General features: G+C 52.7%; 14 protein-coding genes. 5 read left to right on the plus strand and 9 right to left on the minus strand.

What is annotated here, in order from left to right; genetic code table 11:
• Positions 1-75: 75 nt before the first annotated feature.
• Together PHV74_11090 and PHV74_11095 are read left to right on the plus strand one after the other, a co-directional pair.
• Positions 76-882: an AAA family ATPase gene (locus PHV74_11090; GenBank protein ID MDD5094905.1), complete on the plus strand. Its 807-nt coding sequence runs from the start codon at positions 76-78 to the stop codon at positions 880-882.
• Between the two features lie 104 nt (positions 883-986).
• The gene (locus PHV74_11095; protein MDD5094906.1) at positions 987-1,913 is read left to right on the plus strand and encodes a dihydropteroate synthase; all 927 of its coding nucleotides are present in this window, start codon (positions 987-989) and stop codon (positions 1,911-1,913) included.
• Between the two features lie 17 nt (positions 1,914-1,930).
• On the opposite strand, the gene mutL is transcribed toward PHV74_11095, so the two are convergent.
• Entirely contained in the window at positions 1,931-3,655 is a 1,725-nt protein-coding gene (gene mutL, locus PHV74_11100) for a DNA mismatch repair endonuclease MutL (GenBank protein ID MDD5094907.1), read from the minus strand.
• 252 nt (positions 3,656-3,907) lie between these two features.
• Between mutL and PHV74_11105 the strand changes: the two genes are divergently transcribed.
• The 3 genes from PHV74_11105 to PHV74_11115 all read left to right on the plus strand — a co-directional run bounded on the left by PHV74_11105 (position 3,908) and on the right by PHV74_11115 (position 5,624).
• Entirely contained in the window at positions 3,908-5,062 is a 1,155-nt protein-coding gene (locus tag PHV74_11105; GenBank protein MDD5094908.1) for a S41 family peptidase, read from the plus strand.
• A gap of 79 nt (positions 5,063-5,141) precedes the next feature.
• Positions 5,142-5,411 carry a hypothetical protein gene (locus tag PHV74_11110; GenBank protein MDD5094909.1) on the plus strand — a complete coding sequence of 90 codons (270 nt, stop codon included), beginning with the start codon at positions 5,142-5,144 and terminating at the stop codon, positions 5,409-5,411.
• 18 nt (positions 5,412-5,429) lie between these two features.
• Positions 5,430-5,624: a hypothetical protein gene (locus tag PHV74_11115; protein MDD5094910.1), complete on the plus strand. Its 195-nt coding sequence runs from the start codon at positions 5,430-5,432 to the stop codon at positions 5,622-5,624.
• Between the two features lie 62 nt (positions 5,625-5,686).
• Here PHV74_11115 and pheA read toward each other — a convergent pair whose 3' ends face one another.
• The 8 genes from pheA to PHV74_11155 form a co-directional block, all read right to left on the minus strand.
• The gene (gene pheA, locus PHV74_11120; GenBank protein ID MDD5094911.1) at positions 5,687-6,508 is read right to left on the minus strand and encodes a prephenate dehydratase; all 822 of its coding nucleotides are present in this window, start codon (positions 6,506-6,508) and stop codon (positions 5,687-5,689) included.
• Positions 6,509-6,535: 27 nt separating this feature from the next.
• A complete protein-coding gene (locus tag PHV74_11125) occupies positions 6,536-7,198 on the minus strand; it encodes an NAD-binding protein (protein MDD5094912.1) in 663 nt (220 codons plus the stop codon).
• A gap of 3 nt (positions 7,199-7,201) precedes the next feature.
• The gene (locus PHV74_11130) at positions 7,202-7,600 is read right to left on the minus strand and encodes a TrkA family potassium uptake protein (GenBank protein MDD5094913.1); all 399 of its coding nucleotides are present in this window, start codon (positions 7,598-7,600) and stop codon (positions 7,202-7,204) included.
• Positions 7,601-7,609: 9 nt separating this feature from the next.
• Entirely contained in the window at positions 7,610-8,068 is a 459-nt protein-coding gene (locus tag PHV74_11135; GenBank protein ID MDD5094914.1) for a universal stress protein, read from the minus strand.
• A gap of 107 nt (positions 8,069-8,175) precedes the next feature.
• Complete coding sequence (locus PHV74_11140) at positions 8,176-9,402, minus strand: NAD(P)/FAD-dependent oxidoreductase (GenBank protein MDD5094915.1); 1,227 nt, start codon at positions 9,400-9,402, stop codon at positions 8,176-8,178.
• A complete protein-coding gene (locus tag PHV74_11145; protein MDD5094916.1) occupies positions 9,399-10,079 on the minus strand; it encodes a metal-dependent hydrolase in 681 nt (226 codons plus the stop codon). Before PHV74_11145 ends, PHV74_11140 begins: the two co-directional genes overlap by 4 nt.
• Positions 10,080-10,206: 127 nt before the next feature.
• Positions 10,207-10,935, minus strand: coding sequence for a hypothetical protein (locus PHV74_11150; GenBank protein MDD5094917.1), 729 nt, complete (start codon positions 10,933-10,935; stop codon positions 10,207-10,209).
• Between the two features lie 471 nt (positions 10,936-11,406).
• The gene (locus tag PHV74_11155; GenBank protein ID MDD5094918.1) at positions 11,407-12,060 is read right to left on the minus strand and encodes a CBS domain-containing protein; all 654 of its coding nucleotides are present in this window, start codon (positions 12,058-12,060) and stop codon (positions 11,407-11,409) included.
• Positions 12,061-12,466 lie beyond the last annotated feature (406 nt).

Consider the following 12,466-nt stretch of genomic DNA (forward strand, 5'->3'; position numbering starts at 1 on the left):
GGCGCTTGTTTTGGCGCTAAATTCGACCCGCCAGCCGATTCACTCAGACTTTAAACTTCGCAGCATAATATCAGGGTGACTCAATCAGAATTCCGATACCGGCTTTTTGCAGGGACGCCAAGTATGACTATCACCATCGTCATCGCCGGTAAAGGCGGTACGGGAAAGACCACGATCGCGGCCCTGCTGATCAACCTCCTTTCCGAAAAGGGAACGGTCCTGGCCGTCGATGCCGATCCGAGCACCAATCTCAATCTGGCGCTGGGGCTGCCGCTGGAAAGCACCGTAGGCGAGATGCGCGAGGAGATGGCTCGATCCGTTAAAAGCGGCACTTATGATATCAGTATGCCCAAGCCCGACTACGTGGCCCTCAAGATCGCCGAGTCGCTGGTGGAGTCGGAGAAGGTGGACCTTCTGGCGATGGGCCGGCCCGAAGGGCCGGGCTGCTATTGTGCCGCCAACAGCATGCTCCGGACCTCCATCGACCGTCTGGGCAAGAACTACGACTGGGTGGTGATCGACTGCGAGGCGGGCATGGAGCACATCAGTCGGCAAACCACCCGCGAAATTGATATCCTGCTCGTTGTTTCAGATCCCACCATTCGAGGCATCATTGCGGCCGGGAGAATGAAAGCGCTGATCGGAGAGTTGAGGACACAGGTGGGACAGGTTCGGCTGGTCGTCAATCGGGTGGAAGGCGAGATTCCGATGGAGATCAGTAAGGCTATTGAAGGGAATGAACTTGACCTCGTCGCCAGCATTCCGAAGGACCCGAATCTGGCGGCACTGGAGATCAAGGGCGAGCCATCGATTTATCTGCCTCCCGATTCTCCCCTTCAGAGGGGTGTTCGAGAAGTGGCAAAGAGGTTGGCGCTTTTATAGGGGTATGTCTCGACGTGCCCTATTTATTGGTATAGATTCCCGATCAGTCGGGAATGACAAGGTGCAGAGAATGCAATGCACTTCTTTGTCAGGAGTGAGGTCAAATGAACATCATCGGCGAAAATATCCACATCATCTCGAAGTCGGTTCGAGAAGCCATTGAAACACGGGACAAGGCTGTCATTCAGAACCTGGCCAGAAGGCAGGTTGATGGCGGAGCGGCGTTCCTTGATCTGAATATCGGCCCGAGGAAAAAGGATGGGATCGAAGTGATGCAGTGGATGGTTGAAACCGTCCGCGAGGTGACCGATATCCCTCTTTCTCTGGATACGACCAATGCCACTGCTGTTGAAGCCGGACTCAAGATGCTGCCGCCCAAGACCATCATCAATAGCACCAATGCTGACCCGGAGCGGATGAGAGTGCTCATGCCGATGGCTGCCAAGTACGATGCCATGCTGATCTGCCTCACGCTTCGCGCCACAGGGCTTCCCACTTCGGCCGATGAGCGGGCAGAGATCGCTGCAGTCGACATCATGACGGCGGCAGCAGAATACGGGTTGCCTCTGGAAAACATTATCCTCGACCCCCTGGTGATGACGGTGAACGGAACTCAATCCCATGGGCCGGAAGTGATCAAGGCGGTGCAGGTTTTCAAGACGTTGAACGATCCGCCGTTGCTGACCACCTGCGGCCTCTCCAACGTTTCCAACTCGTGTCCAAAAGAGATCAGGCCCCTGCTTCACCTCGTTTACCTGGCAATGCTCTCCGGTGCGGGAATTGACCGGCCGATCGTCGATGCTCTTGATTCCGATCTAAGGAAGACCATTCAGGCCATCGAGAAGCGCGATTCTTCCACGCCGGTGAATCGACTCTACCTTGCCTTTCACGATGCCGCCAGAGATGACGTCCTCGATGACTTCGACTTCAGTATTGTTGATCCCAAAGACCCGGAGCAGGTGGCTGTGATGAAAACGGCCAAAATCCTGCTGAACAGGACGCTCTATGCCCACGGGTATTTGAATCTGTAGAGGCAGTGAACAGGGCTTTACGTTCTCCTTCCAAACTCCTTTTGCAGTTGAGAGGTCGGGAGATGGATCATCGTGGGCCGACCGTGGGGGCAGTGCCTTGGCAGGGCGGTTTGCTCCAGTTGGCGCATGAGTTCATCAATCTCCGGAAGACTGAGTATCTGCCCGGCGCGAACCGCGCCGTGACAAGCCAGCGACTGGGCGATCCTTTCTGACCACTGGCTCGGTTCCGCCTGTCCCAGCGAATCGATGATCTCAAAAAGCGTCGGAGCGATCTCATGCCGTTTGACCATCGCTGGAACCGCTCTGACCAGATATTCCCGCTCTCCGAACGGCTCCAGCGAAAAGCCCGCTTCCTGCAGGATATCAATCTGCGAACTCAGCAGTTCTGCCTGCCGGGCGGTGACCTCAATAGTCAGAGGCTCCAGAAGTCCCTGAACTTCTGGAGCCTGGCAAATCTGTTGTTCTCGGATTTTCTCAAACAGTATCCGTTCATGGGCGGCATGCTGATCGATGAGATAAATCCCGTCGGGACCTTCCGCCAGGATGTAGGTACTCTGAAATTGTCCGATCACCCTGAGGATGGGGAGTTCAGAAGCAGGCAAGGCGGGCTGATCAGGACGTTGTTTCGCCGTTGGTGGGAATGCTGCAGGCCCGGGACGAGCGCCTGCCTTCGGCACTGAAAAGAGTGGATCGGGCGATAGACCGTGGACTGAGTGCGAAGGAGCACGCATCCGGGGCACGGGAGAAAGCCCAACCAGCGTTTCTCTCACTGCGCGCTGCACTGCCAGAAAGACTTCCCCTTCGTTCCGAAATCGAATCTCCCGTTTGGTGGGATGCACATTGACATCGATTTCCTGCGGCGGCAGCATGATATTCAGCGCCACAATCGGGTGCTTGCCGGTCATCAGCATCCCCTGATAGGCCTGTTCCACGGCAAAGGTCAAAGACCGATTCTGTATCCAGCGCCGGTTGACGAAGAAGCTGAGATAGTCGCGGCTGGAGCGCGCCAGCGCAGCCGGGCCAACGAACCCGCTGACTCTCAGAGTGTTTTCGCCGGAAGTCTCGTCAGGGTGAATTTCGAGCATCGATTTGGCTGTTTCCACCCCGTAGACTTCGATCAGCGTATCTTTCAAGTTGCCGTTGCCGGGAGATCGCAGGGTAGTCCGGCCGTTGACCGTCAGGGTGAATTTCACCTCTGGAAAGGCCAGGGTATACTGGGCTACCAGATGGCTGGTGTGGCTGGTCTCAGTGGCGGCAGATTTCAGAAATTTGAGGCGAGCGGGAACGTTCTGGAAGAGGTTGCGCACTGTGATGATTGTCCCTTGGGGGGCTGCCTGTTTGGTCTTGCTGGTGGTGACACCTCTCTCCAGCTTGGTGATGGTGCCGATCGACTCATCTTGATGTCTGGTAACAATGGAAACCTCGGACACGGATGCGATAGAAGGCAATGCCTCGCCGCGGAATCCGAGGGTAGAGATGATCTCGAGGTCGGCATCTGAAGTGAGCTTGCCGGTGGCATGTCTCTCGAAGGCCAGTTCCACCTCATCGGCGGGAATTCCCATGCCGTTATCGGCCACCCGGATGAGATGGATGCCGCCGCCATTGATTTCCACTGCAATCTGGGTGGCGCCAGCGTCCAGTGAGTTTTCCACCAGTTCCTTTACCACCGAGGCTGGCCGTTCGATCACCTCTCCGGCGGCGATCCTGGAGATGATATCTGAAGCTAAAACTTTAATCGGCATCTTCTTGCCCGTTGCCCTATTTTACCAGACCAGCATTTCCTTGTGTAAATTCACCCAATATACATTGCGCCTCTCCCCGCAGAAATATTGTTGCATCAGGCACGGTGTTAATCGTTCTCAACAAGGCGCGGTAGATAAATCAGATGGTTTCTGGTAACATCAATCAAACCAGTTATGAACACATCTATCCTGCCTTCTCCGATGATTGGATTTGCCTTCTTATGCCAACAGACCGAAAGGGGGGCGATCTAAATGCCAGGAGCAATTAAGTCAATTCTATTGGTGGTGTTTGTCATTTTGCCTTTGGCGCTTGGCTGTGCTGCCAGCAAAGACAATCCTCAAGACGAGTCCTTTTCCAAAGGCATGCAGCTTGTGGGTGAGGCCTGGGAGGCGATATCTGAAGATTACGTCGATAGCCCATCCGTAAATGCCGCTGACCTGGCAGAAGGGGCCATCCGCGGACTGATGGAAGCCCTGAATGATCCCTATACCAATTACCTTGATCCCGAACAATACAAGGAATTTACAGGCGAGTTGGAAGGAGAATTCAGCGGCATCGGGGTCTATGCCGCCATAAAGGATGGATATCTGACAGTGGTTGTCCCCATCGCCGGGTCCCCCGCCGAACAGGCAGGTGTGAGGCCGGATGACCGGATTCTGGAAGTCGATGGCGAAGCCACCCTGGGAATGACCCTGGAAGAAGCGGTGGCCAAGATCAGGGGAGAGAAGGGGACGAAGGTGAGACTCCTGATGCTCCATCCCAACCATGATACGCCGACGGAAATCGAGATCATCCGCGATGATATCAAGATTCCGAGTGTGGAGTGGGAGATGCTTCCCGGAAACATCGCTCATATCAAAGTGACCCGCTTTTCGGATCGCACCGACGTGGAATTTGCCTCTGCCCTCGAGGATGTCGTCTCTCAGAGTGCCACAGGAATTGTGCTTGACTTGCGGGATAATCCGGGGGGGTTTGTCGAGGATGCGGTGAGCGTGGTCGATGAATTCGTTGACGAGAGATTGGTTGTTTACGCCCTGGACAACAAAGGGAAAAGAACCGAGTGGTTGGCTGAAGATGGAGGTCTTGCTGAGGCTATACCCCTCGCAGTGCTGGTGAACAATCACAGTGCGAGCGCCAGTGAAGTGGTGGCCGGTGCTCTTCAAGACTATGGCAGAGGTGAGATCATCGGGGTTAAGACCTTCGGAAAGGGAAGCATGAACTACATCCACCAGCTGAGCAATGGCGGTGCAATATATCTCACTTTTGCTTATTGGTACACTCCCGATGGGCGGCAGATATCGGGTGAGGGGATCATCCCCGATATCATCGTGGAGATGCCTTCAGAAGATACTGAAAACAGCGATGATCTGCAACTGGAAAGAGCCATTGAACTTCTGATGCAATGAGCAGAGATGGCGTGTCTCAAATCCGTTTGCCGTTGATTTCCCCACATGCTATGATAGTGGGAAAAGGAGGAGCCGTCTGATGGAAATCGAAACCCTGAGGGATTGGGTCATCGTTATCTCGGGCATTCTGGGGATTGGGGTTACCCTTATTCTGTTTACCCTGTTTATCCTCATCTATCGCAAGATCACCCATATCCTGGATTCCGCGGATCAAGCGGTAGGTGAGGTGCGAGAGACGGCATCCACGGTATCCAAGACCATCCTTCAACCCATTGTCAAGGTCCAGGGGTTTGTGGCGGGAGTCCGCAAGGCGGTGGCCTTCCTGGCTGCCAGGGATAAAAAGAATTGAATAGAAGGAGAAAATGAAATGGGAGACGGCAATAAAGGCTCTGGCTTCGTTGGCGGCTTCATCATCGGGGGAGTTGTGGGGATAGCCGTCGGATATCTCTTCTCTGAGAAAGGTAGAGAGGCCCTGCGAGAGGCGATCAAGCAGGGGAGGGAAGCTGCTGCACGGAGAGAAGCTGAGGTGTTGGGTGGAATGGAAAAAGAGGACCTGGTATAGACCGGACCGGAGGAACCTCTTGTGTGCGCTGATTTGACAAAATTATCCGGTTGTTCTTGCTCCTAATCTTGGGTCCGGGCATATGATCCCAGGATTTTCAAAAAGGCACATTTGCTCCGCAGTTCTTTGAGGGCTTCTTTGCATACCTCATCATCTACATGCCCCTCAAAATCCACATAGAAGACATATTCCCAAGGCGTATCTTTTGCCGGTCTGGATTCCAGTTTGGTGAGATTAATACCCCTCATGGCAAAAACTCCCAGACTCTCATACAGGGTGCCTGGCTCGTTTTTGGTCCTGAAGACAAGAGAAGTCTTATTGAGTTTGGCGGCTTTTGCTTTTTCTTTGGAAATGACAAAGAACCGGGTGAAGTTTCTGGGGTTGGTTTGAATTCCCTCCGCCAGGATATCCATCCCATATATTTGTGAGACTCTCTTGCTGGCTATAGCTGCGCAGTTTCTGAGCCCTCCTTCCTTGATCATCTTGGCGCTGCCGGCAGTGTCATAGGTGGGTATAATCTCTGCCTTGAGTGAACTCAGAAATTCATCGCATTGAGCAATAGCCTGCGGATGCGAGTATATTTTCTTGATGTCGTTGATGGTCTCTCCGGGAAGCGCCAGCAGACAATGCACCACTTTCAAATACACTTCGCCGAAGACGTTCAGATCGTGGGCCAGCAGAAGATCATAGGTGTCATTGATGCTTCCTGCCTGGGAATTCTCAATCGGGACAACGCCATAATCTGTCTCGCCACTGGATACTGCCTGGAAAGCGTGCGAGAAAGTCCGATAGGGCAATGGATCCGCCTGCCGAAAGAACTTGAATACGGCATCCTCGCTGAAAGAGCCTCTCTCGCCTTGAAAGGATACTTTTGGTATTTTCATCTTGCGTTCTTTTGCCTCCCGGATCACCTATTTGCCTGCCAGTGCGTCTCGGAGCTTTTCCTGAGACCCCGGTTCTGCCACTGCCACTATCTCATCCTCCGCCGCGATGACAATATCAGGAAAGGGGATCAGCGGGCCCTTGTCTTTTCTTATTATCAGGGCGATGCGGCTTCTCTCCGGCAGTTGAATACTGGCGATATCCGTTCCCACCATCTTCGATTTAGCCGGTATCTTGACCTCTACAACTTCCAGCCCCTGGCCTCTCAGCTTAATCAATGGGACAATGGGATGAGAAGGGAGTTCAAACCCGATGCGTGCCAAGATCAGTTCAGTGCTGCAGACCGTGGCATCGATACCCAATTTCTCAAATAACGCCTTATGCGTGGGATTCTTGATGCGGGCGATTGTCTGAGGAACATTGAACTTGTGCTTGGCTACCTGACACGCCACAAGATTATCTTCATCATGGCCGGTCACAGCGATGAGCATAGCAGCTCTGGCAGTTCCTGCCTCTTCCAATACACGTGCCTCGCAGCCATCTCCTCTCATGACCACATCCCCCAACTCTTCAGAGACCAGATCGATCTGCCGGCTGTCCTTTTCTATAACCAGTATTTCGTGACCTTCTCCCAGCAGTATTCTGGCCAGATAATGGCCAACATCGCCGCCGCCAACAATGATCGTATACACCTTTCAGCCTCCAATCACCTGGAGCAGACGCTCGGCCCCCATCCTGGTGGGACTTATCGTCTCCAACCCCAACTCTCGATACATTTCCTCACGTATGGGATCGTAAATTCGGCAGACCACCCGGGGCACGTTGAAAATATGTTTAACGATTTGAGTGGCCATTACGTTTCGATTGTCTCCCTGCGTCACTGCGACAAAGACATCTGCTTTCTCTATGCCCGCTTTCTTGAGCGTGTCATGATCAGTGGCATTGCCAACGAGAGCCTTGCCTCCAAAATTTGAAGGCAATCTTCTGAAGCTATAAGCGTCGACGTCAAGAATGGTGACCTGATGCCCCTGGGAATCCATCAGCCCGGCTAACATAGCTCCAACACGACCGCAGCCCATTATGACTACATTCATAATGCCTCCCTAGAGTGATTGACGGGAATTCACGGGGGAAAAGACAGGCTCCCGTAGGAGCATTACGCGGCAGGGAGCATTTTTGAGCACATAGGGAACTATATCGCCCATACTGAATTCGCCAAACCGGGTTTTATAACCAATTCCGATTATCATCAGATCAATATCGCGCTCTGTGGTTTCATGCACCAGGGCAGGCCCCACTGCACGCGCTTGCAGCAGACCAGTATCGATTTCATAATCGCAATCCTCTGCATAACGCTCCGCTTTGTCCAATGCCTCTTCCCCTCTATCGACCTCAGACTTGACCTCAGCATCCAGTGGCAAAGTCCGCTCGAGTTGAATGACATAAGTCACATAAACTCTACCTTTGCTCCGCCTGGCCAGGCTGCAAGCCAGCCGAATTACGTCTTCATCTACCTTTGTGCCGTTCACGGGTACAAGGATTTTCTTGAAGTCCACGGCCATACAGTACCACCCTCTATCATAATCACAATAGCCAGCGTTATTATAGTCCGACATGGTGAGAACCGCAAGAGAAGCCTGAGGAATCTCAATTCGGTAGCACGTTATTGCTAAGAAGGACTGCCGGGGGGATGAGGGGGGGTATGCCTTAAAGCCTTAGAGATATAAGCAGGGATGTATCTTCCAATCAATTGCCGCCAGGGGTCCAGACGTTTGAGGCCGTCCAGAATCAATTCGCCGTGCCAATCGAATGACATTGAGGAGGAATTCAGCAGACTCTGGTGAATGTTGTTGTCGCGGATAATGCTGAATATATCATTGATCCGCTTATCCGATAGCCTCCGATATAACCGGCGAGCGAAGTAATCGATCTGAAGTTCCCGCCCCAGTTTCTTCTTCCAGAGTTTCTCATATTGGGAAAGTCTTCGCCTGGAGAAATCATTGACCGCAAATGCTTGCTGGATTGTCTGAGATGCAATATCTGCGCAGAGGAGGCCATAGTATATGCCGCCTCCAGTGGTCGGCTTGGCTTGCCCGGCGGCATCGCCAACAACCAGAACCCGGTTTGTATACGTCTTGGCCAGCGGTTTAAGCGGAATTCCGCCGTAGGAAATGCTCAGAGTGTCTGCAGATATCTTCCCCTCCGATGCAAGCAGAGCAGCAAACTCCCTTAAATACGCGCCGGGCCGCTCGTAGGCACAAAGCCCGACCCGCGCCCTGTTTTGTGAAATGGGAACCAGCCAAGCAAAAAAGCCAGGGGCTATTTTTTGGCTGCAATAGACCTCAACCTCGTCGATTCCGTGGGCTTCCACCTCGGCCTGGGCTCCGACAGTGAAATCCTTTATGTGACCCAAACCCAGTTTCTGCGGCAATTTGGAGGCAAAGCCGGCGGCGATGACAACTACTTCTGCTGTAAGAACCTCCTCATTCCCCTGCCTGCTAACAGTTATCTCTACGCCCTCGCCCGAAACCGAGATATCATTGACAAAGGTATTGGTTAAATATACCGCCCCCGCTGCCGCTGCCTTTTCCGCCAGGCATCGATCAAAAGCTGCCCTGTCAACAATGTATGCCTGGACGTCATCTTTGTTCACCCTCAAGAACTCCCCCGACGGAGCATACAGTTTGGCCGATTTGGCTTCTCTCAGGATGCAGCTGCCAGTAATGTCAAAAAGGTCCACGCATTCCTTGCCGATGATTCCGGTACAGCACTTCTTTCCACCCGCAGTCTGATGCCTTTCCAGGACCGCCACATTGCGACCTGTCTCAGTCATTTTATAGGCTACCCGACTTCCGGCCGGTCCAGCGCCAATCACGATAACATCATAGTGGCTCATTTCAAGGTACCGCTTTTCAAGAAATGCATCAGGTATCCTCGTCGAAGCAGTTCAAGGCTGACTAGCAAGAGGATCACCCCGCCGATGATTTCAGGGATATAGACGCCAGGGTTACTCGTTCCGCTGTCAAACCATCCTGACAGAGTGTGCCAAAAGTCAGTGTGGGGATATTTAGGAAAGGACCACCCGTCAATGGGCCAGAATAAAGTTTGAGTTGTGCGCCACATGCGATCCAGTATCAGGTGAAACCCAGAACACAAGGCTACAATAAGAACCCCGGCCCTGCCACCTCGCCAGAGGCGGCACAGTCCGATACTCAGGAGAAAAAGGAGGAAAAGCAAGGTGTGCGCGAATATGCGGCCATTGCCGAAGGTGTTGACAAAGAAATAGTCGCCCACCGGTTTATCTATGATGTCCGGCAGCATGGATCCTAGGAGCACCAGCCGATAGTCTATCACCCAACTGCCAGTGTCCGGCGACGAAACATCAGATGACGCCTGTGTTTTCTGGCTTGTGCTGGATTTAGAAGACCCTTTGCGATGGAGAGCCTTGTCCAATCCCAGCGCTATTCCCGTGGTGATGCCGATATGGCCAAATATGAGCACTTGAATATTATAAACCGAGGGCCTTGTTTGTGAAAGCAGGTAGGCCCCCATTCGAGGGAGAGGTTTGTGCATGCTGGGCCGGAGGCTCCTCGCCATCCCAGCACGCACAAACCGTCATTTGCTCTTCTGTGGTTGTGGCCAAGGGGAGGATTGAAGATTGATCAGAGCCTCCCCGGCAATTGGATATACGAGCACTCTATCAATTGATCGTGACTAGATGATGCTTTCTGTGAGACCATATGTATCCTCCCAGCACAGTTAAGCCCAGCGAAAAAAGGACAAGGGTGCTAAGGTTGGGAGTAGGGTAGCCAGGATCGACGGATGGGCTTTCTATATAAGAATCACTGCCTTCTACATCATCGCAGTATATTGTCAGCGTGTCCCCAGCATAATCCCAAGACAGTTTGACAGCTAACCAGTCGCCAGCATTGAAATCCTGGGTTGTGGTCCCATTATCTTCACAGGTTATCTCCCAGAGATGTTTGGAGGCGGCTGCTACCAGCGCTTCACTGTGGCTTGCAAGAACGGTAATGTCGCCGGTAAGACCATCGAGCTTGCAGACCTCAACAGTAAGATGCTTGCCAATCTCATCCCCGCTGATCCCCTCAATACGAATCCGTGCATTCCATGAGTTTTCCCCAAAGGATAGGCCCACATTGGCTGCGGTATCAGAATAGAACCAGGCAACTTCTTCAGAAGGCAAACCAAAAGATGCACCCGTGCCAGTTCTCGAATCCTTATGCAACAGATTGTCCTTTACATGTTCCTGAGGAGCATCATTTGCCAAAGGTGCGCTGGCCGGTTTGCCTTCAGATGTAAGGTACCATATTTGTGATCCCGAATCAGCCGTTGCAATAGGTGTCAAAATCATTGCTAATAGCCCTATGAGCAGTACTAGCGTCGATGCCTTGCGAATGTGCCGCCTCATGATCTACCTCCCCATCTTTTCCATGATCAGTATTCCTTGATGAAATGCTCTCAGGTCATCGCTTTGCTCCTTTGCTTTCCATTGGGCCACAATTGCGCGGTGACGACTTCGAGGTGAGTATGGCACATTCAATATGCGCCTGTCATGGGACTTTGGTATCAATATCCCCGTAATTCTTCGGGTGGCGAGACCTGGAGATCCATGGCGGAGCCAAATGGGGATCATTGCTCAAGCACCCAGATTACCTGTTTGGCAGTAGGTGAAAGCTAAGGGACAGACGTCTGAACAAGTTTGGTGAAGAATTCGACAGATGGGAAGGATAAGTGAGGTCTCAGTGATTCTGGATTCCCCGGAGCGAAGGAGCATCCCGGGTAGAAGAAAGCAGGCCCCGGAATCGGGGCCTGCTTAAATGGCAGAGGATTAGGTGATGATGCTCTCAGAGCAAGCGGTGGTGGTAGTCAAAGCCGGAGACTAACGCTCTCTGATCTTTACTTCGTATCCCTGGCCTTTGATATCCTCAATCAGCTTACTGGGGTCGGTAGTGTTCACCTGGATGATGAGGTCCCTTGCGTTTTCCTCGGCGTTTTCCTCGGCGAATTCATCCACATGGATCGCCTCAATTTCCAGATCATGTTTGTTGATGAGCCTCATCACGTCTTCGATCTTGCGGGCTGTACCGGCGTTATAGATATGAAGGCGAACGCCGGGCTTGCCGAGACCGAGCACTGGATTGAGTATCCTGTAAACGAAATCATTGGTCGTTACGATTCCAACCAATATTCCTTCATCCACTACGGGTAGTGCTCCAATTTTCAGTTCCTGCGCCATGGCGAGTGCGCTCTCCGCAGTGGTATCCGGCGTGATGGTCACGATATCCCTTTTGATGAGGTCTCCCACCTTCATCGTGGCTGTCAGGGAACTCTCAACCCCCTTTCCATGGGTGGTGAGGGAAGAGAATAATACCTGCCCGATTCCTTTGTCGCTCACCATGCCAATCAGCTTGCCCCTGTCAACCACAGGTAAGCGGCGAATATTCTGCTCAACCATGAGCCGCCGAGCTTCGTCGATTGAGGTCTTGACGGTCACTGTTATCACATTGGTTGTCATGAATTCCCGAACGCGCATGGGTCTCCTCCTCCGCGGTCTGCTTGCCCATTTTTACATTTTGGCAGCACTAAGTCAAGGGCAATTTCCCAAGGATACTCTGATTAAGTTCGGATCAGCCCCCTCGCACCTAATTTTGGGGAAAGAAAGGGAATCCTGAGGGCATCCCCAGGCCCCCGGAAGGAGGAACGCCTCACTTTTTTCAGCACCCTGTTAAATGTTGACTGCCGGATGGCAGACTGCCCTCTTACTTTGGTGCGATTGCACATCTTTTCTTGCCGCGCTATACTCTTTGTACTCCCAATAACCCGAAGGGCAGGGTTCCACGGGCTTGCCCGTGGGGGAATGAAGCGGCGTCGATATGATGTAAAATGTGGGGATGGACGTACGATTATCCGGGCATGGCGTATATCGAACCGAATATCAC

The organism is Dehalococcoidia bacterium (genome assembly GCA_028711995.1).
Classification (GTDB): domain Bacteria; phylum Chloroflexota; class Dehalococcoidia; order SZUA-161; family SpSt-899; genus JAQTRE01.